Source organism: Microbacterium sp. LjRoot205, from assembly GCF_056175745.1.
In genome coordinates this window covers 219,065-245,244 of sequence record NZ_JBGFFH010000001.1, presented here as the reverse complement: position 1 = coordinate 245,244, position 26,180 = coordinate 219,065, and the positions used below count along the sequence as shown (strand labels likewise).

The 26,180-nt window shown below is 67.0% G+C and carries 27 protein-coding genes and 2 tRNA genes; 11 read left to right on the top strand and 18 right to left on the bottom strand.

Annotated features, from left to right (window positions below; genetic code table 11):
• The first annotated feature begins 4 nt into the window (after positions 1-4).
• The 5 genes from AC04ME_RS01275 (at position 5) to pknB (ending at position 7,712) form a co-directional block, all read left to right on the top strand.
• Positions 5-1,300 carry a PP2C family protein-serine/threonine phosphatase gene (locus AC04ME_RS01275; RefSeq protein WP_042541012.1) on the top strand — a complete coding sequence of 432 codons (1,296 nt, stop codon included), beginning with the start codon at positions 5-7 and terminating at the stop codon, positions 1,298-1,300.
• The gene (locus tag AC04ME_RS01270; protein ID WP_042541014.1) at positions 1,297-2,682 is read left to right on the top strand and encodes an FtsW/RodA/SpoVE family cell cycle protein; all 1,386 of its coding nucleotides are present in this window, start codon (positions 1,297-1,299) and stop codon (positions 2,680-2,682) included. Before AC04ME_RS01275 ends, AC04ME_RS01270 begins: the two co-directional genes overlap by 4 nt.
• A 75-nt stretch (positions 2,683-2,757) precedes the next feature.
• Positions 2,758-4,212, top strand: coding sequence for a peptidoglycan D,D-transpeptidase FtsI family protein (locus AC04ME_RS01265; RefSeq protein ID WP_475433154.1), 1,455 nt, complete (start codon positions 2,758-2,760; stop codon positions 4,210-4,212).
• Entirely contained in the window at positions 4,209-5,963 is a 1,755-nt protein-coding gene (locus AC04ME_RS01260) for a protein kinase domain-containing protein (RefSeq protein ID WP_079111884.1), read from the top strand. Before AC04ME_RS01265 ends, AC04ME_RS01260 begins: the two co-directional genes overlap by 4 nt.
• Positions 5,964-6,017: 54 nt before the next feature.
• Positions 6,018-7,712 carry a Stk1 family PASTA domain-containing Ser/Thr kinase gene (gene pknB / locus AC04ME_RS01255; protein WP_042541020.1) on the top strand — a complete coding sequence of 565 codons (1,695 nt, stop codon included), beginning with the start codon at positions 6,018-6,020 and terminating at the stop codon, positions 7,710-7,712.
• A gap of 20 nt (positions 7,713-7,732) precedes the next feature.
• On the opposite strand, the gene AC04ME_RS01250 is transcribed toward pknB, so the two are convergent.
• From AC04ME_RS01250 to AC04ME_RS01240, 3 genes are read right to left on the bottom strand one after another with little or no spacing between them, the layout of a single operon-like run.
• Positions 7,733-8,368, bottom strand: coding sequence for an anthranilate synthase component II (locus AC04ME_RS01250; RefSeq protein ID WP_311877777.1), 636 nt, complete (start codon positions 8,366-8,368; stop codon positions 7,733-7,735).
• Positions 8,365-8,520 (bottom strand): hypothetical protein, encoded by a 156-nt coding sequence (locus tag AC04ME_RS01245; RefSeq protein ID WP_042541024.1) that lies wholly within the window; start codon positions 8,518-8,520, stop codon positions 8,365-8,367. Before AC04ME_RS01245 ends, AC04ME_RS01250 begins: the two co-directional genes overlap by 4 nt.
• Positions 8,521-8,542: 22 nt before the next feature.
• Entirely contained in the window at positions 8,543-9,337 is a 795-nt protein-coding gene (locus tag AC04ME_RS01240; RefSeq protein WP_056375007.1) for a class E sortase, read from the bottom strand.
• 86 nt (positions 9,338-9,423) lie between these two features.
• Here AC04ME_RS01240 and AC04ME_RS01235 point away from each other — a divergent pair, with 86 nt between their 5' ends.
• Complete coding sequence (locus AC04ME_RS01235; protein WP_042541028.1) at positions 9,424-9,663, top strand: cell division protein CrgA; 240 nt, start codon at positions 9,424-9,426, stop codon at positions 9,661-9,663.
• A gap of 180 nt (positions 9,664-9,843) precedes the next feature.
• On the opposite strand, the gene AC04ME_RS01230 is transcribed toward AC04ME_RS01235, so the two are convergent.
• Positions 9,844-10,746: a rhomboid family intramembrane serine protease gene (locus AC04ME_RS01230; RefSeq protein WP_056375006.1), complete on the bottom strand. Its 903-nt coding sequence runs from the start codon at positions 10,744-10,746 to the stop codon at positions 9,844-9,846.
• A 21-nt stretch (positions 10,747-10,767) separates the two neighbouring features.
• Positions 10,768-11,325: a peptidylprolyl isomerase gene (locus AC04ME_RS01225; RefSeq protein WP_042541032.1), complete on the bottom strand. Its 558-nt coding sequence runs from the start codon at positions 11,323-11,325 to the stop codon at positions 10,768-10,770.
• 145 nt (positions 11,326-11,470) lie between these two features.
• Between AC04ME_RS01225 and AC04ME_RS01220 the strand changes: the two genes are divergently transcribed.
• Both AC04ME_RS01220 and AC04ME_RS01215 read left to right on the top strand, forming a co-directional pair.
• Positions 11,471-11,971 carry a hypothetical protein gene (locus tag AC04ME_RS01220; protein ID WP_042541033.1) on the top strand — a complete coding sequence of 167 codons (501 nt, stop codon included), beginning with the start codon at positions 11,471-11,473 and terminating at the stop codon, positions 11,969-11,971.
• A 50-nt stretch (positions 11,972-12,021) separates the two neighbouring features.
• Positions 12,022-12,483 (top strand): aminoacyl-tRNA deacylase, encoded by a 462-nt coding sequence (locus AC04ME_RS01215; RefSeq protein ID WP_042541035.1) that lies wholly within the window; start codon positions 12,022-12,024, stop codon positions 12,481-12,483.
• Position 12,484: 1 nt separating this feature from the next.
• Here the strand turns inward: AC04ME_RS01215 and AC04ME_RS01210 are convergent, their stop codons facing one another.
• The gene (locus AC04ME_RS01210; RefSeq protein WP_042541037.1) at positions 12,485-12,907 is read right to left on the bottom strand and encodes an NUDIX hydrolase; all 423 of its coding nucleotides are present in this window, start codon (positions 12,905-12,907) and stop codon (positions 12,485-12,487) included.
• A 155-nt stretch (positions 12,908-13,062) separates the two neighbouring features.
• Between AC04ME_RS01210 and AC04ME_RS01205 the strand changes: the two genes are divergently transcribed.
• The 3 genes from AC04ME_RS01205 to AC04ME_RS01195 all read left to right on the top strand — a co-directional run bounded on the left by AC04ME_RS01205 (position 13,063) and on the right by AC04ME_RS01195 (position 15,264).
• Positions 13,063-13,512 carry a DUF1801 domain-containing protein gene (locus AC04ME_RS01205; protein ID WP_056375000.1) on the top strand — a complete coding sequence of 150 codons (450 nt, stop codon included), beginning with the start codon at positions 13,063-13,065 and terminating at the stop codon, positions 13,510-13,512.
• 43 nt (positions 13,513-13,555) lie between these two features.
• Positions 13,556-14,671, top strand: coding sequence for a M24 family metallopeptidase (locus tag AC04ME_RS01200; RefSeq protein ID WP_475433150.1), 1,116 nt, complete (start codon positions 13,556-13,558; stop codon positions 14,669-14,671).
• Positions 14,672-14,748: 77 nt separating this feature from the next.
• The gene (locus AC04ME_RS01195; protein ID WP_367821739.1) at positions 14,749-15,264 is read left to right on the top strand and encodes a DUF3253 domain-containing protein; all 516 of its coding nucleotides are present in this window, start codon (positions 14,749-14,751) and stop codon (positions 15,262-15,264) included.
• 31 nt (positions 15,265-15,295) lie between these two features.
• Here the strand turns inward: AC04ME_RS01195 and AC04ME_RS01190 are convergent, their stop codons facing one another.
• From AC04ME_RS01190 to recF, 12 genes are all read right to left on the bottom strand, one after another.
• Positions 15,296-15,577, bottom strand: a complete 282-nt coding sequence (locus AC04ME_RS01190) for a hypothetical protein (protein WP_042541043.1) — start codon at positions 15,575-15,577, stop codon at positions 15,296-15,298.
• A gap of 170 nt (positions 15,578-15,747) precedes the next feature.
• Positions 15,748-15,891, bottom strand: a complete 144-nt coding sequence (locus tag AC04ME_RS01185; RefSeq protein ID WP_156145927.1) for a hypothetical protein — start codon at positions 15,889-15,891, stop codon at positions 15,748-15,750.
• Between the two features lie 66 nt (positions 15,892-15,957).
• Positions 15,958-16,030 (bottom strand) — tRNA-Ala (locus tag AC04ME_RS01180).
• 25 nt (positions 16,031-16,055) lie between these two features.
• Positions 16,056-16,129, bottom strand: a tRNA-Ile gene (locus tag AC04ME_RS01175).
• An 84-nt stretch (positions 16,130-16,213) separates the two neighbouring features.
• A complete protein-coding gene (locus AC04ME_RS01170; RefSeq protein ID WP_228385608.1) occupies positions 16,214-17,155 on the bottom strand; it encodes a DUF4097 family beta strand repeat-containing protein in 942 nt (313 codons plus the stop codon).
• Complete coding sequence (locus tag AC04ME_RS01165) at positions 17,152-17,838, bottom strand: LuxR C-terminal-related transcriptional regulator (RefSeq protein ID WP_475433148.1); 687 nt, start codon at positions 17,836-17,838, stop codon at positions 17,152-17,154. Before AC04ME_RS01165 ends, AC04ME_RS01170 begins: the two co-directional genes overlap by 4 nt.
• Positions 17,826-19,094, bottom strand: coding sequence for a sensor histidine kinase (locus AC04ME_RS01160; RefSeq protein ID WP_309692462.1), 1,269 nt, complete (start codon positions 19,092-19,094; stop codon positions 17,826-17,828). Before AC04ME_RS01160 ends, AC04ME_RS01165 begins: the two co-directional genes overlap by 13 nt.
• A 137-nt stretch (positions 19,095-19,231) precedes the next feature.
• Positions 19,232-19,636, bottom strand: coding sequence for a DUF3566 domain-containing protein (locus AC04ME_RS01155; protein ID WP_042541050.1), 405 nt, complete (start codon positions 19,634-19,636; stop codon positions 19,232-19,234).
• Entirely contained in the window at positions 19,633-22,197 is a 2,565-nt protein-coding gene (gene gyrA, locus AC04ME_RS01150) for a DNA gyrase subunit A (RefSeq protein ID WP_042541052.1), read from the bottom strand. Before gyrA ends, AC04ME_RS01155 begins: the two co-directional genes overlap by 4 nt.
• Positions 22,198-22,249: 52 nt before the next feature.
• A complete protein-coding gene (gyrB, locus tag AC04ME_RS01145; RefSeq protein ID WP_311877810.1) occupies positions 22,250-24,364 on the bottom strand; it encodes a DNA topoisomerase (ATP-hydrolyzing) subunit B in 2,115 nt (704 codons plus the stop codon).
• 118 nt (positions 24,365-24,482) lie between these two features.
• Positions 24,483-24,986, bottom strand: a complete 504-nt coding sequence (locus AC04ME_RS01140; RefSeq protein WP_042541559.1) for a DciA family protein — start codon at positions 24,984-24,986, stop codon at positions 24,483-24,485.
• On the bottom strand, positions 24,979-26,139 hold the full coding sequence (gene recF / locus AC04ME_RS01135; RefSeq protein ID WP_042541558.1) for a DNA replication/repair protein RecF: 1,161 nt from the start codon (positions 26,137-26,139) through the stop codon (positions 24,979-24,981). Before recF ends, AC04ME_RS01140 begins: the two co-directional genes overlap by 8 nt.
• Between the last annotated feature and the right edge of the window lie 41 nt (positions 26,140-26,180).

The following is a 26,180-nucleotide window of genomic DNA, read 5'->3' as shown; positions in this document are numbered from 1 at the left end:
CGGCATGGTCTTCGAAGGCTCGAGTGCCGCGATCTCCCACACCGGGAAGGTCCGCTCCAACAACCAGGACTCCGGATACTCCGGGGCGAACCTGTTCGTCGTCGCCGACGGCATGGGCGGTCACGCGGGCGGAGACGTCGCGTCGAGCATCGCGATCCACCGGCTCGAGCCGCTCGACCAGCCCTACACGTCGGTCGAAGACGCACAGGCCTCCCTTCAGGCCGCCGCGACCACGGCAGCCGGCGATCTGATCCGCGCCGCCAAGGACCGCCCCGAACTCGCCGGCCTCGGCACGACGCTCAGCGCGATCATCATGGTCGACGACTATGCGGTCATCGGTCACATCGGCGACTCGCGCATCTACCTCTACCGCGACGATGCGGTCACCCAGATCACCGCCGACCACACCTTCGTGCAGCGACTCGTCGACTCTGGTCGCATCACCCCCGAAGAGGCGCGATACCACCCGCGTCGCTCGGTGCTCATGCGCGTGCTCAGCGACATGGACGCCGACCCGGAACTCGACATGTTCGTCATGCACACCCAGCCGGGTGACCGCTGGCTGCTGTGCTCCGACGGGCTCTCCGGTGTCGTCGACGAGGCGCACATCCTCAAGGCGATGCGCATGGGCATGGCACCGGGGCGCACGGCCGACAACCTGCTGAAGCAGGCACTCGACGGCGGCGCGCCCGACAACGTGACGATCGTCCTCGTCGAGGTCGGCGGCCAGCACGCCATGCACTCCGGCACCGCGACGATCGTCGGATCGGCCTCGAACCCCGCCAACATCACCGTGCCGCCCGTGCGCGCACCGCGCGGAAACTGGCTGCATCCTGTTCGGCAGGCGGCGAACGAGCCCAGCCACTTCGAGCCGGCCCCCGAGTACCTCGAGGAGCTCATCGAAGAAGACCGCCGACGCGCCAAGCGCCGTCGTCTCGGCTGGATCGCCGGGATGCTGGTGGTCGTCGCGATGCTCGTGTTCGCCGCCTTCGCGGCCTACAGCTGGACCCAGACACGCTACTTCGTCGGCGCCGACGAGGACAGCGTCGTGATCTACCAGGGCGTGCAGCAGAACATCGGCCCGATCACGCTGTCGACGCCGCTGCGCGACACCGACATCCTGCTCGCGAACCTCCCGCCCTACCAGCGGGATTCCGTCGAGCGCACGATCACCGCCCGTTCCTTCTCCGACGCAGAGGCGATCGTCACGCGGCTCCAGGCCGGAGCCGACCGCGTGATCGGCGAGACTCCCCTGCCCACTCCCCTGCCCACCGAGACGCCGACGGAGGATGCGGGATGAGCACCGACGTCACGGCCGACACGAGCGTCATCAAGGCCCTCAAGAAGATGCGGATGCCGCAGACGCAGCGCAACCGCGAGTTCTGGCTGCTGCTGTTCGCCGTCGCGATCAGCGGCGCGTCCCTCACGCTCGTGCAGCTCGGCGCGCTCGGCCTCATCGACCCGATGATCCTCGCGATCGGCGGCGGTCTCGCCGTTCTCGCGTTCGCGGTGCACTTCGTGCTGCGCGCCGTGGCCTCCGCGGCCGATCCCTTCATCCTGCCGATCGCCACCCTGCTCACGGGTCTCGGCATCGCGATGATCTACCGCATCGACATCGCCCAGTCGCTGACCGGGTGGAACGCGTACTCGACGAAGCAGCTCGCGTGGACCGCGATCTCGCTCGCGGGCGCGATCGCCGTCGTGATCCTGCTGCGCAACTATCGGGTGCTGTTCCGCTACACGTACATCTTCGGACTCTCCGGCATCCTGCTGCTGCTGCTGCCGTTCGTGCCCGGCCTGCGCATCCCCGACGCGAACGCCCAGGTGTGGGTGTCGCTCGGCGGCATGTTCGCCTTCCAGCCGGGCGAGCTCGCCAAGATCTGCCTCGCCATCTTCTTCGCCGGCTACCTGGTGCGCACCCGTGAGAGCCTCACGTCGGTGGGCACGAAGTTCCTCGGCATCACCTGGCCGCGCATGCGCGAGCTCGGACCCGTGCTGGTGGTGTGGGCGATCTCGCTCGGAATCATCGTGATCCAGCGCGACCTCGGCACCGGAACCCTCATCTTCGGCATGTTCGTCGCGATGCTCTACGTCGCCACCGGCAAGACCAGCTGGGTGCTGATCGGCCTCGGCCTCGTCGCAGCCGGCGTCGCGGTCGCCACGCAGATCCTCAGCTACGTGCAGGGCCGCTTCACGAACTGGCTGTTCCTCTTCGATCCTGAGAAGGTCGACCCGGACGTCGCAGGGTTCCAGCCCATGCAGGGCCTGTTCGGCCTCGCACACGGCGGTCTGCTCGGCACCGGATGGGGTCAGGGTCGTCCCGAGGTCACCCCGCTCGCGCACAGCGACTACATCATCACCAGCCTCGGTGAGGAGATCGGCCTGATCGGGCTGTTCGCCATCCTCTGCCTCTACATGGTGTTCGTCAGCCGCGGTGTGCGCATCGGGCTCGCCGGTCAGGATGACTTCGGCAAGCTCCTCGCCATCGGCCTCTCGTTCACCATCGCACTGCAGGTGTTCATCATGGTCGGCGGTGTGACCCGGCTCATCCCGCTCACCGGTCTGACCACCCCGTTCCTCGCCGCCGGTGGCTCGTCACTCGTGGCCAACTGGCTCATCGTGGCCATCCTGCTGCGCATCTCCGACGGTGTCCGCAGCCAACCCAGGGCGGTGATCGGCTGACATGACCGACTCTTCGACTCGTCGCTGCGCTCCGCACTCAGTGACCGGCGTGCACTCCGCCCGAGGGGGCGTCGCATGACCAAAGAGCTCCGCCGTCTCAGCATCGTCATGCTGTTCATGTTCCTGTCGCTGTTCGCGGCGACCAGCTGGATTCAGGTCGTCGAGGCCGATTCCCTCGGGCAGAACCCGAACAACAGGCGTACGCTGCTCGACAGCTACGAGATCCAACGAGGATCGATCATCGTCGACGACGTGGCGATCGCCTCCTCGACGGCCTCCGACGACCGCTACCAGTTCCAGCGCGTCTACACGGATGCCGCGATGTGGGCGCCCGTCACCGGGTACTTCAACCCTGCGCTGCAGTCGGCGACGGGGATCGAGCGGGCGATGAACGCAGATCTCTCGGGCACCGGCTCGAGCGCGTTCTTCGCCGAGATCGAGCGGATCCTCTCGGGGCAGCCGCAGAGCGGATTCAGTGTGGAGCTGACCCTCGACGCCGCCGCGCAGCGAGCGGCCTACGAGGGCCTGCAGGGACTCAACGGCGCTGTCGTCGCCATCGAGCCGAAGACCGGGCGCATTCTCGCCATGGTGTCGACGCCCGGCTTCGACACCAACCTGCTCGCGACGCATGACGCGGATGCCGCGAATGCGGCCTACGACCAGCTCGACGAAGACCCCACGAAGCCGCTCTCGAATCGGGCGATCGCCGGCGACCTCAACCCGCCCGGCTCGACGTTCAAGCTCGTGGTCGCGGCCGCGGCCTACGCGAGCGGCGACTACACCCCTGACTCGACGCTGCCGAACCCCGCTCGCTACCAGCTGCCGCAGTCGAACAACACGGTCTCGAACGCATGGGGCGGCACGTGCGGGCCGGGTGACACCGTGACGATCGCCGAGGCGATCCGGTTGAGCTGCAACATCCCGATGGCTGAGCTCGCCGTGCAACTCGGCGATGACAAGATCCGCGAGATGGCGGAGAAGTTCGGGTGGAACCAGAGCTTCTCCACGCCTCTCGAGTCGACACCCTCGAGCTACCCCCGCGCCCTCGACGACCCGCAGACCGGACTGACCGGATTCGGACAGGGACAGGTCACCGCCACACCGTTGCAGATCGCGATGGTGGCGGCGGGAATCGCGAACGAAGGCGTCGTCATGAACCCCCGTCTGGTCGACACGGTGATCGGCAACGACCTCTCGGTCATCCGTTCGTACGACGACACGCAGTTCGGCCAGGCCACCGATGCGACGATCGCCGATCAGATCACGGCGTCGATGGTCGCCAGCGTCTCAAACGGCGCTGCGCAGGGTGCAAGAATAGACGGGGTCGATGTGGCTGGAAAGACAGGCACGACCGAGAACGGTAACAAGCCCTACACGTTGTGGTTCTCCGGTTTCGCGCCGGCGGACGACCCGGAAGTGGCAGTAGCGGTCCTCGTCGAAGACGGCGGCGGACAAGGGCAGTCAGGATCCGGCGACACCATCGCCGCTCCGATTGCAAAGAAGGTCATAGAGGCGGTGCTGGGCAGATGAGACCGACGCAGGGTGTGTCGTTCGGTGGTCGCTACGAGCTGCAGTCGCGTATTGCGATCGGCGGCATGGGCGAGGTGTGGGAGGCGACGGATCACGTCATCGGCCGCACCGTGGCCATCAAGATCCTCAAGGATGAGTACATGGGGGACCCCGGGTTCCTCGAGCGGTTCCGCGCTGAGGCGCGCCATGCCGCACTCGTCAACCACGAGGGCATCGCGAGCGTCTTCGACTACGGCGAGGAGAACGGCAGCGCCTACCTCGTCATGGAGCTCGTGCCCGGCGAGGCGCTTTCGACCGTGCTCGAGCGCGAGGGCGCGCTGAGCGCCGACAAGACGCTCGACATCGTCGCGCAGACGGCATCCGCTCTGCAGGCCGCCCACGCAGCAGGCCTCGTGCACCGCGACATCAAGCCGGGAAACCTGCTGATCACGCCCGACGGCCGCGTCAAGATCACCGACTTCGGCATCGCCCGCATCGCCGACCAGGTGCCGCTGACGGCCACCGGCCAGGTCATGGGCACCGTGCAGTACCTCTCGCCGGAGCAGGCTTCCGGGCACCCGGCATCGCCGGCGACCGACACCTACTCGCTCGGCATCGTCGCGTACGAGTGCCTCGCAGGCAAGCGCCCCTTCACGGGTGAGTCGCAGGTCGCGATCGCGATGGCGCAGATCAACGAGCAGCCTCCGCCGCTGCCGCCGACCGTGCCGATCCCGGTGCAGAACCTCGTCATGGCGATGATCGCCAAGAAGCCGGCCGACCGGCCCTCGTCTTCCGCGACGGTGGCACGCGCCGCCCAGGCACTGCGCCGAGGCGACCTGAACTCTGCGGCCATCGCCGTGCCGGCCATCGCGACCGGCGGCGTGGCATCCGACGACGCCACCCGACTGCTCACCGCATCGGGCGACGACGGCACGACTCGCATCCTCCCCACCACGGCCCAGCTGCCCACCGGCGAGCAGGCCGATGAGGGCGCCGAGAAGACGAAGAAGAAGCGCAGCCCCTGGACGTGGCCCCTCATCGCTCTGATCGCCCTGCTCGTGATCGTGCTCGGCGGAACCGTGTTCGCTCTGATGAACCCCGGTGACCCCGAGCCCGAGCCGACGCAGTCGGAGACGGCTGTCCAGACGCCCAAGCCGACGCCGAGCGAGACCGAGACGCCCGAGCCCGAGCTGATCGACGTCGATGCTCTCGGGCTCGTCGGAATGCAGTGCGAGGCCGCGCAGGCCGCGGCGGTCAACGCCGGATTGCAGGCCGAGTGCACCGTGGGCAACACGATCGCTCCGAGCGCGAACCAGGTCGGAACGGTCGAATCGGTCCAGCCTGGTGGGAACGTGCCGGAGGGCACGACCATCACCCTGACGACCTTCAAGGAGCAGGTGAAGGTGGGCAAGCCCTCGGGCACCCCGACCATCGCCGGCACCGCGACCGAGGGCGTTCCTGTGACGCTCAACTGGCCGAGCTTCGAGTGCCCCTCGGGCACCCCGGCGCGGTCCGCCTTCGAGGTCACGCTCACCAACGCGACCTTCTCCGGCGGCAACTCGGGCGAGTCCATCCGCAGCTTCGGACCGAGCGTCCTCTCGACGCAGATCGTCCCCGGCACGGCCGGCCAGACGATCACTGCCACGTTCCGTGTGTTCTGCGGAAGCGACATGCCGTCCGAGCAGTCCGACGCGATGCCGGGCGTCGCCATTCTGCCTGCCGCACCGGATCCCGGTGAGGGCGACACCGACGGCGGCGACTCAGGCGAATAAACCGCTCTCGCCGTAGGCTAGAGCATCCACAAGGTCGTATCAGGGGGTCAGTACGTGTCGACAGAGCCACGCGTTCTCGCGGGTCGCTACCGCGTAGACGAGCTCATCGGGCACGGCGGCATGGCGAAGGTGTACCGAGGGTACGACCTCACGCTCGGTCGTGCGGTCGCGATCAAGATCCTCGACCCCGAGCTCGCACGGGACAACGCGTTCCGCACGCGCTTCCGTCTCGAGGCGCAGTCGGCGTCGCGCATGTCGCACCCGTCGATCGTCCGCGTCTACGACGCCGGCGACCCCTCGACCACCGACAGCAGCACCGATGAGCCTCCGTACATCATCATGGAGCTGATCAGCGGAACCCTGCTGAAGGACATCATCGCGAAGGGTCCGGTGCCTGTCGAAGACGCCGTGCGCTACGTCGACGGCATCCTCGAGGCGCTCGACTACTCGCACCGCGCGGGCGTCGTGCACCGAGACATCAAGCCGGGCAACGTCATGGTGACCGACAAGGGCCAGGTCAAGGTCATGGACTTCGGCATCGCCCGCGCCGTGTCCGACTCGTCCTCGACCGTTGCCGAGACCACGCAGATCATCGGCACCGCCGCATACTTCTCGCCCGAGCAGGCCAAGGGCGAGCCGGTCGACGCCCGGGCCGACCTCTACTCCACCGGCGTGGTGCTCTACGAGCTGCTCACCGGTCGTCAGCCGTTCCGCGGCGAATCGCCGGTCGCCGTCGCGTACCAGCACGTCAGCGAGACCCCCGTGCCTCCGACCGAGGTGAACGAGGACTCCCCCGGTGCGCTCGACCCGATCGTCCTCCGCGCACTCGCGAAAGACCCGTACCAGCGGTACCCGGATGCCGCGCACTTCCGCGCAGCGCTCGACTCCGCGGTCTCCGGCCACGCGCCGAGCCGCAAGGAACTCGGCGCGCTCACCAGCGAGCTGTATGGACCGAGCCCGCGCGCCGCGCAGGAGACGGCCCGGTCGCTGCGCCAGCTGAGCACTGACACGACCATGGCTCGCACGCAGTCAGGTCCGCCGGTCGCGTGGATCTGGGCAGGTGTCGCGCTGCTCGCGGTGCTCCTCGCATCCGTGCTGTTCTGGGTGTGGACGCTCAGCATGCGCCCGGATGACGTGCCGTCGAGCGCTCGCGTCGTGCCGGATCTCGTCAACGTCTCGTCCGAGCGCGCCCAGGACGATCTCGCCGAGCTCGATCTGACCACCAAGCTCGTGCTCGAGTCGAGCAACGACATCGTCGAGGGCAACGTGATCCGCACCGATCCGGAGAGCGGTACAGCCGTCAGCGAGGGTGATTCCGTCACCATCTACGTGTCATCAGGCAAAGAGACCGTGATGGTGCCGATTCTCGAGGGGCTGTCGTTGACGGCCGCCAAAGATGCTCTCGCGGCAGCGGGTCTCGAACTCGGCACGGTGATCCAGCGCAACGACAAGGGCCTGGCAGCAGAGACGGTGATGGAGGCGAGCGAGGCCGCCGAGAGCGAGGTCGCGCCGCAGACCGTCGTGAATCTCGTGGTCGCCAGCGGCCGGGTGACCCTCACCGATGTCACAGGGTGGACGATGGATGCCGCGCAGGCAGAGCTCGAACGCATCGGGCTCACACCGAGCCCGGTCGAGCTGATCGACTGCACGCCGACCGAGCCCCCCACCGTGTCGTCGATGTCGGCCGCGCCGGGCGATGTCGCGATCGGCTCGACCGTCGAACTGCGCTACTGCGTCGCCGCCGGCTGACCCGAGGCGTCACCGACGCTTCACACGCCCGAGAGCGGATGCAGGTTCGCCGACAGGGCCACGGCGTCCGGGTCGCCGCAGAGGTCGAGCCAGTTCGCCAGCAGGCGGTAGCCGCCTTCAGTGAGCACGCTCTCGGGGTGGAACTGCACCCCGAGAATCGGCAGCCGGGTGTGCGCCAGGGCCATGACGGTGCCGCTCTCCGTGCGCGCGGTGACGACGACGTCGGCCGGCAGCGCCGACTCCGCGAGGGCGAGAGAGTGATATCTGCCGGCATCGAACGGCGACGGGATGCCGGCGAAGAGAGCCGAGCCGTCGTGCGTGACCCGCGACACCATGCCGTGCATCAGCTCCGGCGCCTCCGACACGGCTGTGCCGAAGGCCGCGCCGATCACCTGATGCCCGAGGCAGACGCCGAGGAGAGGCATGCCGATCCGCGCGGCGAGGCGCACGGCATCGATCGATACCCCGGCGTCGGCTGGTGTGCCCGGGCCCGGCGAGAGGAGCAGCGCGTCGAAGGCGGGCAGCATCCCCTCGAGCTGCGCGGCGTCGGTGGCATCCGCTTCGATCAGGGTGACATCGGCGCCGAGCTCACGCAGGTACCCGACGAGGGTGTGCACGAAGCTGTCGTGGTTGTCCACGACCAGCACGCGGGTCATTCGAGATCGACCTCGCCCGGTGTGATCAGGGGGCTCACCCAGGGGAACACGAACCAGAACAACCCGTAGAGCACTGCTGCGATGAGCACGAGGAGGAAGAAGAGCTTCAGCCACCACGGACCGGGCAGCAGGCGCCAGAGTGCGGCATACATGATTTCGTCTCGTTCCGTTCGGCTAGATCGACGGCGCAGCCGGCGGAGGCGGGGGGTCGGTGAGCGCCGTGGGCGGGCCCTCGGCGCGGGGCTGGAAGCTGTCGAACACCCCGTAGGCGACGATGCGCTCAGCGAGTGAGTAGAGCGGCGAGCAGGCGGTCAGAGTGATGTACTTCTCGCCCGTCTCGACGCCCGGCATCTGCGGCACGTCGAGCAGCACGTCGGTCTGCGTCGGCTTCACGTACTCCAGCGTCCGGAAACGGTAGGTGAACCATCCGTCGGGGGTCTCGACGACGATCGCATCGCCGACCTGGAGCTTGTCGAGCTGGTTGAAGGGCTTGCCCCAGGTGGTGCGGTGCCCGGCCATCGCGAAGTTGCCGACCTCGCCGGGCATCTTCGAGTCGGTGTAGACGCCGATTCCCAGGTCGTCGAGAGTGCGTGCACGGCTCGTGCCCCCGTAGATGCCGACGTTGTAGTCAGCACCGAAACGCGGCACGTGCATCTGCGCGAACCACTGTGCGTCGGCGGGGGCGGCCGGTATCACGGGCTCGTAGTATGTCGTGCCGTCCTCCCCCTCGATCAGGGGCGGAGGCTCGGGTGCCGGAGCCTCGGCAAGCGTCTGCGACATGGCAGCGCCCTCGTCGTTCTTCTGCGCGGCGATGATGATGTCGCCGATCCACATCTGCCAGGCGACGAAGAGCAGCACGAGCACGCCACCGGTGAGCAACAGCTCGCCGAGCACGCTCGTGAAGGTCGCGCGCGATCGGGGGCGACGGCGTCGTGCGCGTCGCTCCCCCGAGACGACGGATGCAGTCATGGCCAGATCTTATCTTCCAGACCTGGACACCAGCCCTCTGGCCTTGCTTTTCCGCGCGATATGACACTCTTGGGTACACTGTGGGAATGGCACGCGACCGCAAGACTGAAGAACCCGAAGCTCCGCGCAGCGAAGGCGAAGCCGCACCCAACGCCGTGTGGTTCAAGCCGGTGATGGTCGGCTTCATGCTCCTCGGTCTGGTGTGGATTCTCGTGTTCTACATCTCCGGCATGCAGTTCCCGATTCCCGGTCTCGACAACTGGAACCTCGCTATCGGTCTGGGCATCGCCCTGATCGGCTTCCTGATGACCACCCGCTGGCGCTGACGCCAGCCCCCTCTCTTCGAAGAAGGCCCCTCTCGCTCAGGCGAGAGGGGCCTTCTTCGTGTCGTCGACGAGCGATTCGGTCAACATGTCGTCCTGAGTTATCCACAGGTTATCCCCACCCTGGGGAGAATTACACCCATGTTATTCACAACGGTTAACAACCCTGTTAACAACTCTTGATCAGGAGTAAACCGTCGTGATCAGGAACGGCACCAGGAAGGCGACGATCAGGACGAGTGCCACGACCACCGCAGCGAGCAGCAGGATCTGCAGCGTGCGCTGCTCTCGCCTTCGGGTTCTCGTGAGGATGAATGCGACGAGTGCACCGACGATCGCTCCACCGAGGTGCGCCTGCCAGGCGATGTTCTGAGAGAACACGAATCCGACGACGAAGTTGATGCCGAGGATCACGAGGATCCCCGTGACGTTCGCGCCGATGTGCCTGCCGATGATCAGCAGCGCGGCCATGAGGCCGAAGATCGCCCCGGAGGCGCCGACCGTCGCGGTCCCGGGCGCGAGCAGGGCGACGGCGACGGAACCGCCGAGTCCGCTGATCAGATAGAGCGCGAGGAAGCGGACCCGACCGAGCATCGGCTCGAGGCTCTGCCCCAGCATCCACAGCGCAAGCATGTTGAGCGCGAGATGCAGGAAACCGCCGTGGACGAACACGGCGGTGAGAAGCCGCCAGGGCTCGAAGGTCATGAGAGACAGGTTCGGATACAGATATCCCGCCGCGAAGAGCAGCTGGCCCGTGATCGCGTCGCCGATCCCCGGGATCAGCTGCACCAGCCCGATGAACGACGTCACTGCGAGCAGTGCGTACGTGACTATCGGCTTGCCGCTGCGCACGGCGGCGGTCGCCGTGTTGCGGCCGCCCCACCGGCGCTCTGCACGCTTCTGGGCGGGAGTGCGGCTCTTGCGTTGCTCGGCCATGCACTCGGGGCAGATCACTCCGACCGGCGCCTGCGTCTGGCACTCGGGGCAGATCGTTCGCAGGCACCGCTGGCAGAGCACGAAGCTCTGCCGATCCGGATGCCGGTAGCAGAAGTTGTCGCGGTTGTCCGCGAACTCAGGCGTCGTCATCCGGATCGGCCAGCGTCGGCGTCAGGCCGCGACGATGTCGATCGACTGCAGCACGACGGGCTCGATCGGGCGGTCGCCCGCGGCCGTCGGCACTGCGGCGATCGCGTCGACGACAGCCTTGGAGGCGTCATCGGCGACCTCGCCGAAGATCGTGTGCTTGCCCTGGAGCCAGGGAGTGGGGTCGGTCGTGATGAAGAACTGCGAGCCGTTGGTGCCCTCGGGCTTGCCCGTGATGGCGTTGCGACGCAGGCCGGCGTTCGCCATGGCGAGGATGTAGGGCTCGTTGAAGTTGAGCTCCATGTTGATCTCGTCGTCGAAGTTGTAGCCGGGGCCGCCGATGCCCTGTCCGAGCGGGTCGCCGCCCTGGATCATGAAGTTCGGGATGATGCGGTGGAAGACGACGTCCTTGTAGAGAGCGCCCTCGCCCGGCTTGCCGGTGGCGGGGTGCGTCCACTCCTGTGTGCCGTCGGCGAGGCCGACGAAGTTCTTGACCGTCTTCGGAGCGTGGTCGCCGAAGAGGTTGATGACGATGTCACCGTGGTTGGTGTGCAGGGTTGCGACATGAGAAGCATGAGCCATGCGTCCATTCTCGCAGAGCTTCCCATGAGTTGGCCCGCGTCTAGCGTCGATCCGCCTTCGGCGCAAGGGTTCGGCGATTCCCTCGCCCCATCCAGGGTCGCGTGGCAAGATGGGGAATCCGTACTCCAATCGACAGGAGAGCATCGTGAGCATCAGCCGCAAGCGGAAGAAGGAGCTGCGTCGTCTTCAGAACGACGCGAACCAGCTCTGGGAGAACCAGCAGGTCCTGGTCGGCCACGCCGCCGACGTCGCCCGTGAGGCCGGACGCCAGCTCGGCCACTTCGGCCGCGAGCAGGTCGGTCCTGTCGTGCAGGACACCTACAACCGTCGCGTCGCCCCCGTCGTCGACCGTGGCGTGCGATTCGGCCACCACGTCGTCGACGACAAGGTCGTCCCGATCGTCGGCGGAGTCGTCGGAACCGCGCTCACCGCGTGGGACGTGGCGAACGCCAAGCGCGAGGGTGTCGTTCGCAAGGTCCGGAAGGCCACCAAGCCCGAGCCGAAGGGCCCGGGCGTCGGCTCGATCATCGCCCTGATCCTCGGAGTCGCCGCAGCAGCCGGTGTTCTCTACGCCGCCTGGCAGGCACTGCGCGCAGACGACGAGCTCTGGGTCGCCGACGACCCGCTCTCCGCACCTGACGCGTGACCTCGACACCGGAGCCCCCGGCCACTGAGCCGGGGGATCTCCATGCTCGGGTGAAGGATGCCGCGGCCGCGCGGGGCCTCGAGATCGAGATCCGTGAACGACCGGCGGCCCGCAGCCTCGTCGAAGCTGCGGAACTGCTCGGCATCCTGCCCTCCGGCATCGTGAAGACCCTCGTCGTCAAGCGCTCGGACGACACCTATCTGTTCGCGCTGGTTCCGGGCGGCAGGTCGATCTCGTGGCCCAAGCTGCGTGCGGTGGTGGGTGTGAACAAGCTGCGCCTGCCTGAGCCGGAGCTGGCCCTCGCGGCGACCGGATACGAGCGCGGCACGATCGTACCGATCGGCAGCACCACCGACTGGCCCGTCTTCGCCGACGAGTCGATCATCGGACAGCGGATCGCCATGGGCGCCGGTGCTCACGGCTACAGCCTGTTCGTGGACGCAGACGACCTCATCTCCGCCTACGGCGCGACGGTGGCCGACATCTCGGTTCCCGAAGAGGCGCGCGACTGACTCAGAGGATGCCGGCCATCCGCAGTGCGATGTCGACCAGCTTCACCCTCTGCAGCTCCTTCACTGCCTTGAGGGGAAACCACTCCGCCATGTCGGTCGAGCCGTCAGCCTCGAAGGTCAACTTCCCGCCCGTCACGGATGCGCGGTAGACGATGCGCAGCGTGTGCAGCGGCTGGTCCGACTCGCCCACCCGCTGACCGGCGGGGATCACCCGCGAGTGGATGCCGAGCAGCTCCCCGACTTTGACGCTGTAGCCGGTCTCCTCACGAAGCTCCCGCCGCACGGCGTCTTCGGGTGCCTCGCCGGCCTCGAGACCGCCACCGGGCATCGTCCAGGCGACTCGGCGTCCTTCGATCCAGCGCGCCAGAAGTATGCGTCCGTCGTCATCGGTGACGACCGCGTATGCCGCGACGCGCATGTCCATGCCCTCACACTAGCCCCCGCGCGGTTACGTCCACCGCTGTGTGTCGAGCCGTCATGACAGACGGGGCCGGATCGATCAGGAATCGAGAAGCACAGCCGGCCGTGGCGTCCGTAGTGTGAAGTTCATCGCAGATCACGCCAGGAAAGGAACCCGTCATGGCTGACAACGAGAAGAACTTCAGCGCCGAGGAACGCGAGGCGATGAAGGAGGCCGCGGCCGACAAGCGCAAGTCGCGCTCTCGAGCGAAGAAGAGTCCTGAGGAAGTGCGCGCCGAGGGGATCGCAGATCTCGAAGCGGCGGTGGCGAAGCTGCCGGACGACAAGGATCGCGAGTTGTCGCTGGCGCTGCATGCCCTCGTCACCGAGGTCGCTCCCGAGCTGATGCCGCGCACCTACTACGGCATGCCGGCGTGGGGCAAGGACGGCAAGGTGCTGTGCTTCTTCCAGCCGGCGAGCAAGTTCAAGGTCCGCTACGGCACCTTCGGGTTCGAGCCCATCTCGAACCTCGACGACGGCACGATGTGGCCGACCGCCTACGCGCTGCTCGACCTCACTGCAGCGAACCGCAAGGTGCTCACCGAGCGCATCCGCCTCGCCGTCAGCTGAGTCGTCGTTCCCTGTCGCAGGCCCGAGCAGTAGCGTGGATGCCGTGAGCACACTGCCGTTCCCCGCTTCCGTGTACGCCGCCCGACTCGACCGCGCCGCGTCTCTCGCCGCCGACTCCGGTCTCGACGGAATAGTCGTGGGCCCCGGCCCCGACCTCCAGTATCTGGTCGGCGTCGAAGGCGACACGATCGAACGCCTCACAGCACTCGTGCTCGGTCCCGGACTCGCTCCCACGATCGTCGTGCCGAGGATGGAGCTGGCGAAGGTGAGGACCACCGCTGTGGGGGCGCTCGGACTCGCGGTCTCCGACTGGGTCGACGGCGACAGCCCCTACGACCTCGTGGCCGCGGCCCTCGGCACCGTCTCAAGGGTCGGCGTCTCCGACGCACTGCCGGCACTGCACGTCATTCCGCTGGCCGACCGGATCGATGTGCGCGTCGAGCTCGCGACGCCGGTGCTGCGTGAGGGTCGCATGATCAAGGATGCCGAGGAGATCGCCGAGCTGCGGCTGGCCGGCGAGGCGATCGACGCCGTGCACAGGCGCGTGCCCGAGTGGCTGCGTGCCGGGCGCACCGAGCGCGAGGTGGCGGCCGACATCGCCGAGGCCATCGTCGCCGAGGGGCACCGCACGGTCGAGTTCGTCATCGTCGGCTCCGGCCCCAACGGCGCCGACCCGCATCACGAGGTGTCGGACCGGGTGATCGGCGACGGAGAGATCGTGGTCGTCGACATCGGGGGAGCGGTGCCCAGCGGCTACAACTCCGACAGCACCCGCACCTACGTCGTCGGCGCCCCCGACCCCGACGCTGCCGATCGCATCGCGGTGCTCGTGCGCGCTCAGCAGGCCGCGGTCGACGCCGTGCGCCCCGGAGCGACGGCCGAGCAGATCGACGCCGCGGCGCGGTCCGTGCTCGCTGAGGCGGGGATCGGAGAGGCATTCCTGCACCGCACCGGTCACGGCATCGGCGTCTCGGTGCACGAAGAGCCCTACATCGCGCCCGGCAACGATCTGGTGCTGCGCGAGGGCATGGCGTTCAGCATCGAACCCGGCATCTACTTCCCAGGCGAGTGGGGTGCACGCATCGAGGACATCGTCGTCGTGACCGCCGACGGATGCGAGCGCCTGAACATCGCACCCCACGGACTCACCGCGGTCTGAACCACGCCGGCAGGTCGTCGGCGCGCGGTCGGTCAAGCCCCTTGGTCGACACGATCCCGGGTGGCAAGACTGTTCCCATGGCATCCGACCACAGCACAGAGACCGGCGATGCACGCGGCCCGGAGCACACCGCAGACGGGCATCACGTCGTCATCGACGGCCGGCGATGGCGGGCGACGGACCCGTCGATCCCCGACGCGTTCCGGCAGGAGCTCGTGGATGAGCTGATGGCTGCGCGTCGTGCCGTGAAGACGCAGGATTCCGATGCGCGACGGCGGGTGCAGGACGCGAAGACCGCGCTGGGTGAACGCGGGGAGCCCTGGTGGGAGGACCGCAGCGGCGACGGCTTCGACGAGAGGATCGCGGCCGCGCTGCGCGCGCTCACCCGCAAGCGGAACGAGTCCTCGATCTGTCCGAGTGACGTGGCGCGAACGGTGGGCGGTGAATCGTGGCGAGCGGTGATGCCGGACGTGCGGCGGGTCGCCGCCGCACTCGCAGACCGCGACGAGATCGTCGTGACTCAGAAGGGCGAACCGGTGAGCATCCGTGAGGCCAGAGGACCCGTGCGGATCATCCGCGGTCCGAAACTCTGATCACGGGCGGTTCTGACGCCGCATCCCGGCTTCAGAGCTCGTCGTGATACCCGCTGTAGGGGAAGTCCACGTCGCCGGTGTCACGCGGGTCGTACGCCACGGAGGCCACGCTGATCGTCACCTGGGTGTTCGGGGTGATCAGCACGCTCACAGCCCTGTTTCCGACCACGACCAGGTCGACGAACGTACCTGAGCTCCTCGTCGCCGACTCGATGCGTTCTCGCAGGTCGTCGACGTCCTGATCCTGGGAGAGCAGGAAGCTCGCTCCGTCGAACACGATCTCGGTCTGGATCATCGTCTCCCTGTCAGCCATGCGTGCACGCTACGCCCTCGACCTGAGAGTGAGAAGGGGGGTTGATTACTAGACGATCTTCGAGTTGTTAACAGATGCATCCACAGCTGTGGACTGGAAGAGCCCCTGGTCCGGCAAGCTCGGGCAGTTGTTAACAGGGTTGTTAACACCTGTGGAGGAGCGCAGATCGCCTAATCCAGGGCGGCCGTCTCGGCGATCAGGTCGAGTCGATCGAGAAGCAGCTGTCCTGTTCCACTCATCGCCGAGACGGCATTCACGGTGACCAGGAGGGCCACGAGTGCGAAGAAGATCCCCGCATCGTACCCGGGGAACACACGCGAAGGGAGAAACGAGAAGGCCCCGCACGTGGCGGGGCCTTCTCGAACTGTCTCAACACAGTGTGGAGCCTAGGAGATTCGAACTCCTGACATCCTGCTTGCAAAGCAGGCGCTCTACCAACTGAGCTAAGGCCCCGTGAGGGAATTGTTAAGTTGAAAAGTGGGCCCACCAGGACTTGAACCTGGGACCTCTTCATTATCAGTGAAGCGCTCTAACCGCCTGAGCTATGGGCCCGTCAACCTCCGAAACTTTACCGGAGATTTCCGGAAATACCCAATCGAGGGCGGGGCACCGGCGCGCCCCTGCCCTCGATCATGGTCAGCGCCCCGGGCGGATGGTCACGCTGCCCGCCGAAAGCGAGACGTCGATCGCGTTCCGGGTGTCCGATGACTGGTCGACCTTCGCGTCGAGCGACCCCGCGCTGACGTCCTGGGTGATCGAGTACGACTCGTCAGGAACAGTGAGGTCGACCGACCCCGCGCTCACGTCGATCGTCGTCTGCGACGGCGCACGTCCGGTCAGCTCGACGTTGAGATCGCCTGCCGAGACGCTGAGATCCGCGTCGTCGACGCCGTCGAGCAGCGCGTCCGCACGTCCGGCACTCATGTCGATGGTGAGGCTCCGTGCGGCTGCTTCGACATCGAGCGCGCCCGCGTTGACCGTGATGTCGAGAGCGCCGAACTCGCCGACCACATCGAGGCTGCCCGCGTCGAGGGTGAGATCGGCATCGAGCTGCACGTCGAGAAGGTCTTCGGGGAGAGTCAGCACGGCTGACTGGTCGTCGCCGAACCAGCTGCCGAACCACCATCCGAACCGGAACTCGGGACTGCGCACCACCAGGTCGTCGCCGTCGCGCTCGAGAGTCCACGCCGGGCCACGGGCGTCGGTGACGGCCAGCCGGGCCTCGTCGACATCCCCGAACTCGATGCGCATGTTTCCCGCATCCACGTCGAGGTCGAGGCCCTTGATTCCCGATGCATCCTCGGTCAGCACCGAGTCGCTGCCCTGCGTGGAGCCCATCATGCTGCCGGTCGCCGCGAATGCCGCAGACCCTCCCGCGCCGAGGAGCGCGATACCGCCGACGATCGCCGTCACGATCATGATCGCCGTCGTTCCCGATGAACGGCCGGCATCGGCGGGCGCCGCCTGAGCAACGGGAGCAGTGGTGGGCGCCGGTGCCGGCTCGTGGCCCTGAGGCGCGGACGCCGGCGGGGGAGTGAGGGGGGTGTGCCCGCCCTGGAAGTCGTCGTTGGAGGTCATCGTCCCAGTCCTGTCTGTCCGGTCGGCGTGGTGCCGCCCGTGTTCTCGATGTGTGCGAGCGCCGCCAGCACGCGTCGGTTACCCGACTCGCCCTGCTCGAAGCCCAGTTTCTGGAAGATCGCGGTGATGTGCTTCTCGACGCTCGCCTCCGAGAGGAAGAGCAGGCCCGCGATCGCCTGATTCGACTTGCCTTCGGCGATGAGCGACAGCACGGTGCGCTCGCGCTCGGTGAGACGCTGCATGCGGTCGTCGCGGTTGCGACGGGTGAGCAGCTGAGCCACGACCTCGGGGTCGAGCACCGTCGCGCCCTCAGAGATCCTCTGCACCGAGGCGAGGAAATCCGAGACGTCGGCGACTCGATCCTTGAGCAGGTAGCCCAGCGGCCCGCCCTGCGCGGAGATGAGGTCGGACGCATAGCGCTCCTCGACGTATTGCGAGAGAACGAGCAGCGGGAGCGCAGGGTGCGTGACGCGCAGTCCGAGCGCCGCGCGGATGCCCTCGTCGGTGAACGTCGGGGGCAGCCGCACATCGAGGATGCAGAGCTCCGGATCGGTCTCGATCACGGCTTCACTGAGACCGGCGGTGTCGGCGAGAGCGGCGACCACACTGTGGCCGGCATCCTCGAGCAGTCGCACCAGTCCCTCGCGCAGCAGGACGGAGTCCTCGCAGATCAGGATGCGCATGGCACGTTCACCTCCAGGCTGGTCGGCCCGCCGACGGGGCTCTCGAGACGGAAGGTCCCGCCCGCTGCCAGGACGCGGTTCGCGATGCCGTCGAGGCCACCGCCCGGTTGCACCTGTGCACCGCCCATGCCGTTGTCTTCGACACGCGCCCAGAGCACTCCACCGTCGCGAAGACGAACGGTGACCCGGGCCTCACTGGCTCGTGAATGCTTGGCTGCGTTCGTGAGCGACTCGGCGATCGAGAAGTACACGGCGGCCTCGGCCTCACGGCTGCAGCGTCCGTCCATCCTCACGTCGAGACTCACGGGGATGTGGGATCGCCCTGCGAGGGCGGACAGGGCTGCGTCGAGGCCTCGATCGTCGAGGACGGATGCATGGATGCCTCGGGCGAGCTGTCGCAGCTCGGTGATCGCTGCCTTGGTCGAGGTGTGCGCTTCAGCGATCAGCTCTTTCGCGGCATCCGGATCGTTGTCGATCTTCTGCTGCGCGAGCCCCAGGGTCATGCCGACCGACACGAGGCGGGGCTGGACGCCGTCGTGCAGATCCCGCTCGATGCGGGTGCGCTCGACGTCTGCGGCGCGCACGGCGCCCTCGCGCTGAGCGGTGCTGGTGCGCACGCGCTCCGTGAGCTCTGCTTCACGGCTGCGAACGACGATGGCGAGCGAGAGCACCCGGTTCAGCAGTGCCAGGCCGATCATTCCGGCGATGCAGGCGGCGATGCCGAGGATGCCGACGAGCGGCGCCCACGCAGGGTCGATGCCGCCCCCGCCGAACGGGCCCATCACGGCGTCCGCTCCGGTGAGGGGTGCGAACGAGATCGTGATCGACCAGACGAGGCCGAAGGCGAGGCGCAGCACGATCCAGCCGAGCACAGCGGTGATCGCGAAGTTCGCGAGGGCGCGCCACATGCGGCCGTCGATGGCCTGGCGTCCGAGCGAGCGCAGCCAGCCCACGAATCCGGGGCGGTCCCGCGGGCGCCACCGGAGCGGCGTGATCGGCGACCGGTAGAGGGCGCTGACCCGGGCCACCTCGAACCAGCCCACGCCGAAGAGGGCGTAGACGAGTCCGACGAGCAGCACGATGCCGACGCCCGCCGCGAAGAGCAGGCCGAGCCCGGTGCCGAGGAGTCCGGAAAGAGTCGCGAAGATGAAGCCGCCGATGACTCCGATGCCTGCGAGGTGCAGGATCGTGAGCACGATGCGCAACGGCGGCTTCGTGGCCGTCGCCGGTGGTGGCGTGGCAGTGTGTGTCGTCATGGTTCAAAGGTACGGCGGCGCCGATCGGGCCGACACCGAGCCAACCAGACACCCGGCTTCGGGTTTTCCCTACTCCGTCGGAGAGCACAGAAGAGGGGCGGATGCCGAAGCACCCGCCCCTCTTCGAATCCGGAGGATCAGTTCGACATGAAGCCGACGAGCAGACCGCCCGTCACCTTCACGGCGACGTTGTAGATGCCGGCCACGACCGCGCCGAGCACCGTGAACACGATGAGGTTCAGGATCGAGACGACAGCGGCGAACGCCATCACCTGCGGCAGACCTGCCACCTCGGAGATGCGCACCGAGTTGTCGGTGATCGCGCCGACGATCTCGTCGGCCTGAGTGAGGAGGCCCGTGGCCTGGAGCACCAGGAAGATCAGGAAGAACGACACCATGGTGACGATCGCGAGTGCGACCGCTCCGAGGAACGAGAGCTTCACGGCCGACCAGAAGTCGACATAGACGAGACGCAGGCGCACCTGCTTGCCACTGGTCTTGCGCGTGGACTTCTTCGCCAGCTTGTCGGCTACTGTGCTCATGCGTCTGCTTCCTCAGGATTCTCGTTCGTCTCGGGGGCGGTGGACTCGGCGTCCACCTCAGCCTCATCCGATTCATCTTCCTCGGTGAGGCCCCGCTCGCCGTTGCGGGCGATGGCGAGGATCCGGTCGGCTTCCGTCGTCCGTGCGAACACCACTCCCATGGTGTCTCGGCCCTTGGCGGGCACCTCGGCCACGGCAGAGCGTACCACCTTGCCGCTGGACAGAACCACAAGGACCTCGTCGTCGGCCGAGACCATCAGACCACCCGCGAGAGTGCCCCGATCGTCGTGCAGCTTGGCCACCTTGATGCCGAAACCACCGCGTCCCTGGACGCGATATTCCTCGACGGCCGTGCGCTTCGCGTACCCGCCGTCCGTCACCACGAACACGAACTGACCGGGAGCGGCGACGGATGCCGACAGCAGGCTGTCGCCCTCACGGAACTTCATGCCCTTCACTCCGGCGGTCGCGCGTCCCATCGGTCGCAGCGCATCGTCGGTCGCGCTGAACCTGACCGACATGCCCCGGCGGCTGATGAGCAGGATGTCGTCCTCGGCGTTGACCATGAGCGCCGAGACCAGCTCGTCCTCGTCGTTCAGACGGATCGCGATGACGCCGCCCTGGCGGTTGGTGTCATACGTGTCGAGGCGCGTCTTCTTGACGAGACCGTCGCGCGTCGCGAGCACCAGATAGTCGGCGACCGCGTAGTCGCGGATGTCGAGCACCTGCGCGATGTTCTCGTCGGGCTGCAGTGCGAGCAGGTTCGCGACGTGCGTCCCCTTCGCATCGCGCCCGGCCTCGGGGACCTCATAGGTCTTCGCGCGATAGACGCGTCCCTTGTCGGTGAAGAACAGCAGCCAGTGGTGGGTCGTCGTCACGAAGAAGTGCTCGACGATGTCATCCGCTCGCAGCTGCGCGCCCTTGATGCCCTTGCCGCCGCGGTGCTGCGAACGGTAGTTGTCGCTCCGCGTGCGCTTGATGTACCCGGCGCGGGTGATGGTGACGACCATCTCCTCCTCGGCGATGAGGTCTTCCATCGAGACATCGCCGTCGAAGCCGTGCAGGATGTGCGTGCGGCGGTCGTCGCCGAAGCGCTCGACGATGCCGGTGAGCTCTTCGCGGATGATGTCGCGCTGCAGCATCTCGTCGGCCAGGATCGCCTGGTACTCGGCGATGAGCCGCTCGAGCTCGGCCGCCTCGTCGAGGATCTTCTGCCGCTCGAGAGCCGCGAGGCGACGGAGCTGCATGTCGAGGATGGCCTGCGCCTGGTCGTCGTCGATGTCGAGGAGCTTCTTCAGTCCCTCGCGCGCGTCGTCGACCGTGGCCGACCGACGGATCAGAGCGATGACCTCGTCGAGCGCATCGAGCGCCTTGAGGTAGCCGCGCAGGATGTGCATGCGACGCTCGGCCTTCGCCAGACGGAAGCGCGTGCGACGGACGATCACTTCGAGCTGGTGGGTGATCCAGTAGGTCACGAACCCGTCGATCGCCAGCGTGCGCGGCACGCCGTCGACGATCGCCAGCATGTTCGCGCCGAAGTTCTCCTGCAGCTGCGTGTGCTTGTACAGGTTGTTGAGCACGACCTTCGCGACCGCGTCGCGCTTGAGCACGACGACGAGGCGCTGACCCGTGCGATCGGACGACTCGTCGCGGATGTCGGCGATGCCGCTGATCTTGCCGTCGCGCACGAGATCGCCGATCTTCACGGCGACGTTGTCGGGGTTGACCTGGTAGGGCAGCTCGGTGATCACGAGGCACGTGCGGCCCTGGATCTCCTCGACGTTGACGACCGCGCGCATCGTGATCGATCCGCGGCCGGTGCGATAGGCCTCGTGGATTCCCTTGGTGCCCAGGATCTGAGCGCCGGTGGGGAAGTCGGGGCCCGGAACGCGCTGGATCAGCCCGTCGAGGAGCTCTTCACGCGGAAGGCCGGGGTTGTCGAGCGCCCAGAGCGCAGCATCCGAGATCTCGCGCAGGTTGTGCGGGGGGATGTTCGTCGCCATGCCGACGGCGATTCCGACCGAGCCGTTGACGAGCAGGTTCGGGAACCGCGCCGGAAGGACCGTCGGCTCCTGGGTCTGGCCGTCGTAGTTGTCCTGGAAGTCGACGGTGTCTTCTTCGATGTCGCGCACCATCTCGAGCGCGAGCGGAGCCATCTTCGTCTCGGTGTATCGAGGAGCCGCGGCTCCCATGTTCCCGGGGGACCCGAAGTTGCCCTGACCCAGCGCGAGCGGGTACCGCAGCGCCCACGGCTGCACGAGACGCACGAGGGCGTCGTAGATCGCCGAGTCACCGTGGGGGTGGTACTGACCCATGACCTCGCCCACGACACGGGCGCACTTCGAGAACGACTTATCGGGGCGGAACCCGCCGTCGTACATGCCGTAGATCACGCGGCGATGCACAGGCTTCAGACCATCGCGCACGTCGGGCAGGGCACGTCCGACGATGACGGCCATCGCGTAGTCGAGATAGCTGCGCTCCATCTCGAACTTCAGGTCGACCTGGTCGATGTTCCCGTGGTCGTGGGCCGGGGGCTCGGGGCGTACTTCGTCAGTCATGTGTGTTGTCGATTCCGGTCGTTATTCGAGCGAATGCAGGGCGCGGAGCGCCTCAGATGTCGAGGAAGCGGACGTCCTTGGCGTTGCGCTGGATGAAGCTGCGTCGTGATTCGACGTCCTCACCCATCAGCACGCTGAAGATCTCGTCTGCCGCCGCGGCATCCTCGATGGTCACCTGGCGGAGCGTCCGCGTCGTGTGATCCATCGTGGTCTCCCACAGCTCCTTGGCGTTCATCTCGCCGAGACCCTTGTAGCGCTGGATGCCGGCATCCTTCGGGATGCGCTTGCCGTTGTCGAGGCCGAACTTGAGCAGCGCATCGCGCTCTGCGTCGCTGAACACGTACTCGTGCGGCTGGTTCGACCACTTGAGGCGGTACAGCGGCGGCATCGCGAGGTACACGAAGCCCGCCTCGATGAGGCCGCGCATGTAGCGGAACAGCAGCGTGAGCAGCAGCGTCGTGATGTGCTGCCCGTCGACGTCGGCATCCGCCATCAGCACGATCTTGTGATAGCGCGCCTTCTCGATGTCGAAGTCCTCGCCGATGCCCGTGCCGAAGGCCTGGATCATCGCCTGGACCTCGCGGTTGCCCAGCGCCTTGTCGAGGCGAGCGCGCTCGACGTTGAGGATCTTGCCGCGGAGCGCGAGGATCGCCTGCGTGTGCGGGTCACGTCCCTGCACTGCCGAACCGCCGGCCGAGTCACCCTCGACGAGGAAGATCTCGCTGATCGAAGGGTCCTTGCTGGTGCAGTCCTTGAGCTTGTCGGGCATCGCGGCCGACTCGAACACGCTCTTGCGCCGTGCGGTCTCGCGCGCCTTGCGCGCGGCCAGGCGCGCGGTCGCGGCGTCGAGCGCCTTGCGGATGATGTTCTTCGCCTGGGCCGGGTTGCGGTCGAACCAGTCGCCGAGCTGATCGCCCACGACCTTCTGCACGAACGCCTTGGCCTCGGTGTTGCCCAGCTTGGTCTTGGTCTGACCCTCGAACTGGGGCTCGCCCAGTTTGATCGAGATGACGGCGGTCAATCCCTCGCGGACGTCGTCTCCGGAGAGGTTGTCGTCCTTCTCCTTGAGGATGTTGTTCGCACGCGCGTACTTGTTCACCAGCGTGGTGAGCGCGGCGCGGAAGCCCTCTTCGTGGGTTCCACCCTCGTGGGTGTTGATCGTGTTCGCATAGGTGAAGACGTTCTCGGTGTACGACGTGGTCCACTGCATCGCGACCTCGAGCGAGATCTTGCGCGCCGTGTCCTCGGACTCGAACGCGATGATCTCCTCGTTGACGACCTCGGCGTGACGCACCTTGTTCAGGTACTCGACGTAGTCGACGAGTCCGCGCTCGTAGAAGAAGACATCACCGGGCTGCTTCGTGACGGTCACACCGGATTCCTCGACCTCGTAGGCCGAGGACGCGCGCTCATCGAGCAGCTCGATGCGAAGACCCTTGTTGAGGAACGCCATCTGCTGGAAGCGCGTGCGCAGGGTGTCGTAGTCGAAGTCGATCGACTCGGTGAAGATCGAGGCATCCGGCCAGAACGTGATGCTCGTGCCGGTGTCGTCGGTCGCCTCGCCCTTGATGAGCTTCTGCTGCGGCACTCCGCCGTCGGCGAAGCTGTGCCGCCAGACGAAGCCCTTCTGCTTGACCTCGACGTCGAAGCGGGTCGACAGGGCGTTCACGACAGAGGAGCCGACGCCGTGCAGACCACCGGAGACGGCATACGCGCCGCCACCGAACTTGCCACCGGCGTGCAGGATCGTCAGCACGACCTCGACCGTGGACTTCGACGGGTCGGAGGAGTGCGGGTCGACCGGGATTCCGCGGCCGTTGTCGATGACGCGCACGCCGCCGTCTTCGAGCAGCGTCACGTGGATCGTGTCTGCGTAGCCGGCGAGAGCCTCATCGACCGAGTTGTCGACGATCTCGTAGACCAGGTGGTGCAGACCGCGCGGACCCGTGGAACCGATGTACATTCCGGGTCGCTTGCGCACCGCCTCGAGTCCCTCGAGGATCTGGATCGAGTCGGCGCCGTACTCGCCGGGCTGCTTGATCTTGGGGGAGATCGATGTGGACCTCGTCTCCGCTTCCGCGGGAGCCTGGGTCTCTGCGCCCTGTGAGGGGTCAGGGGTTTCCCCGGTGGTCGATTCCGTCTCGTCAGCAGGGAATTCAGGCGTCATCAGAGGGCATTCTCCACATCAATATCACGAACTCCCATTCTAGCGGTCTTTCGACTCGAAATCCCGCTGAACGGCCGTGTGTGGCCCTCTGAGCCTCTTGAACCCCCTGAACGGTGCCCTACCCGTAGGTATCGCGCGGGCCCCGTCCTGGAACGACTCTGGGACCCCATTTCCATGAGGGTACGTCCGGTCCGATGAAGCGGAGGTTCTCGACCCCCGCATCCGGATACCGTCGGCCGATCTCGGTGAGGATGGTCCCGCGCATGTACTGCAGGTTCTTGGCCCAGGCCGTCGAATCGCACTTCACGGTGAGCACTCCGCGTTCGAGCGAGACGGGTTCGGAGTGCTTCGCCGTGTCCGTACCCGCAAGATCGGCCCACTGCCTGACCAGGTCTTCACGGGCAAGAGTCTTCTGCCACCCGGAGTCGCGGCTGAGCTTGTCGAGCACCGCTCCGAGGGGGCCGGGGTCACGTCCGGGCGTGAAGGGGGCGTTGTCATCGTCGGTGACGATGCGCCGCTTGCGCTTCCACGTCTTCGAGCTCGGTGCGAGACCGCGCAGACGCAGATACGTCGCGACCGTCTCGGGAGTCTCGGATGCCGGAACGGGTGCGGCGTCACTCATGCGGCACCTCCCTCTCGTCGCTGATGGTTCCGGCCGAGATCCTCACCACATGCGCGTGGAGCACCTCGGGGATATCCTCCTCCACGGCCGCGGTCACGACCACCTGCTCGTACCCTGCGGTCAGCGCGGCGAGGCGCTGACGGCGCTCGGCGTCGAGTTCGGCGAACACGTCGTCGAGGATGAGCACGGGGTCGCCGGCGGGGGACTCGCTGCGCAGCAGCTCGGCCGAGGCGAGGCGCAGGGCGAGAGCAACCGACCACGATTCCCCATGCGACGCATAGCCCTTCACGGGCAGCCCGCGAACGCGGAGAACGAGATCGTCGCGATGGGGTCCGGTGAGGGTGAGCCCGCGGTCGAGCTCGTTCGACCGCTTGGCGAGCAGTGCGGCGTGGAACATCTCGGCGATGTCTCCCGAGGTCTCGGCCGGCGCGTCGACCCCCTCTTCGGGGTCTGCCCCTCGCACCGAGAGCGCCCAATCGAGCTGGGGACGATGGTCTTCGCCCGCGATCGCCGCATACGCCTCTGCCACCGGGGTCTGGAGGTCGGCCGCCAGACGCTGTCGTGCCGTGATGATCTCTGCTCCGAGGGAGACCAGCTTGTCGTCCCACACATCGAGGGTGCTCAGGCCCTCGCCTTTGATGCCCCGCGCTCGGGCCGACTTGAGAAGGGCGTTGCGCTGCTTGAGCACACGGTCGTAGTCGGCGAGCACCGATGACATGCGCGGAGTGCGCTGTATGAGCAGCTGGTCGACGAAGCGACGCCGAGAAGACGGGTCGCCGCGCACGATCTGCAGATCCTCCGGGGCGAACAGCACCACATGGGCATACCGGGGAAGCTCGTTGGTCTTCGACGGCGAGCCGTTGATGCGTGCCTTGTTCGAGCCCTGCTTGTTGAGCTGAACCTCGATCAGCACTTTGCGTTCGCCGTGCGAGAGGCGCGCGCGGATGATCGCGAAGTCCTGACCTTCACGCACCATCGGCGCATCGGACGAGACCCTGTGAGAGCCGAGCGTGGCGAGGAAGACGACGGCCTCGGCGAGGTTGGTCTTGCCCTGACCGTTGCGGCCGACCAGGACGTTGGGCCCCTTGTGCAGTGCGAGATCCGCGGTCGCGTAGTTGCGGAAGTCGACCAGGCTCAGGTGTTCCACAATCACGCTGTCAGCCTACCTTCGGGGTCTGACACCGCTGTCGCCGC

Excerpts from the sequence above, each read along its gene's own strand:
- AC04ME_RS01240 (WP_056375007.1), bottom strand. The coding sequence starts at position 9,337 with ATGACTGCATCCGTCGTCTCGGGGGAGCGACGCGCACGACGCCGTCGC.
- AC04ME_RS01260 (WP_079111884.1), top strand. The coding sequence starts at position 4,209 with ATGAGACCGACGCAGGGTGTGTCGTTCGGTGGTCGCTACGAGCTGCAG.
- gyrB (WP_311877810.1), bottom strand. The coding sequence starts at position 24,364 with ATGACGCCTGAATTCCCTGCTGACGAGACGGAATCGACCACCGGGGAA.
- AC04ME_RS01250 (WP_311877777.1), bottom strand. The coding sequence starts at position 8,368 with ATGACCCGCGTGCTGGTCGTGGACAACCACGACAGCTTCGTGCACACC.
- AC04ME_RS01265 (WP_475433154.1), top strand. The coding sequence starts at position 2,758 with ATGACCAAAGAGCTCCGCCGTCTCAGCATCGTCATGCTGTTCATGTTC.
- AC04ME_RS01160 (WP_309692462.1), bottom strand. The coding sequence starts at position 19,094 with ATGACGACACACACTGCCACGCCACCACCGGCGACGGCCACGAAGCCG.
- AC04ME_RS01205 (WP_056375000.1), top strand. The coding sequence starts at position 13,063 with ATGGCTGACAACGAGAAGAACTTCAGCGCCGAGGAACGCGAGGCGATG.
- AC04ME_RS01225 (WP_042541032.1), bottom strand. The coding sequence starts at position 11,325 with ATGGCTCATGCTTCTCATGTCGCAACCCTGCACACCAACCACGGTGAC.
- AC04ME_RS01230 (WP_056375006.1), bottom strand. The coding sequence starts at position 10,746 with ATGACGACGCCTGAGTTCGCGGACAACCGCGACAACTTCTGCTACCGG.
- AC04ME_RS01170 (WP_228385608.1), bottom strand. The coding sequence starts at position 17,155 with ATGACCTCCAACGACGACTTCCAGGGCGGGCACACCCCCCTCACTCCC.
- AC04ME_RS01245 (WP_042541024.1), bottom strand. The coding sequence starts at position 8,520 with ATGTATGCCGCACTCTGGCGCCTGCTGCCCGGTCCGTGGTGGCTGAAG.
- AC04ME_RS01270 (WP_042541014.1), top strand. The coding sequence starts at position 1,297 with ATGAGCACCGACGTCACGGCCGACACGAGCGTCATCAAGGCCCTCAAG.
- AC04ME_RS01235 (WP_042541028.1), top strand. The coding sequence starts at position 9,424 with ATGGCACGCGACCGCAAGACTGAAGAACCCGAAGCTCCGCGCAGCGAA.
- AC04ME_RS01195 (WP_367821739.1), top strand. The coding sequence starts at position 14,749 with ATGGCATCCGACCACAGCACAGAGACCGGCGATGCACGCGGCCCGGAG.
- AC04ME_RS01165 (WP_475433148.1), bottom strand. The coding sequence starts at position 17,838 with ATGCGCATCCTGATCTGCGAGGACTCCGTCCTGCTGCGCGAGGGACTG.
- gyrA (WP_042541052.1), bottom strand. The coding sequence starts at position 22,197 with ATGACTGACGAAGTACGCCCCGAGCCCCCGGCCCACGACCACGGGAAC.
- AC04ME_RS01190 (WP_042541043.1), bottom strand. The coding sequence starts at position 15,577 with ATGGCTGACAGGGAGACGATGATCCAGACCGAGATCGTGTTCGACGGA.
- AC04ME_RS01275 (WP_042541012.1), top strand. The coding sequence starts at position 5 with ATGGTCTTCGAAGGCTCGAGTGCCGCGATCTCCCACACCGGGAAGGTC.
- AC04ME_RS01155 (WP_042541050.1), bottom strand. The coding sequence starts at position 19,636 with ATGAGCACAGTAGCCGACAAGCTGGCGAAGAAGTCCACGCGCAAGACC.
- AC04ME_RS01140 (WP_042541559.1), bottom strand. The coding sequence starts at position 24,986 with ATGAGTGACGCCGCACCCGTTCCGGCATCCGAGACTCCCGAGACGGTC.
- AC04ME_RS01210 (WP_042541037.1), bottom strand. The coding sequence starts at position 12,907 with ATGGACATGCGCGTCGCGGCATACGCGGTCGTCACCGATGACGACGGA.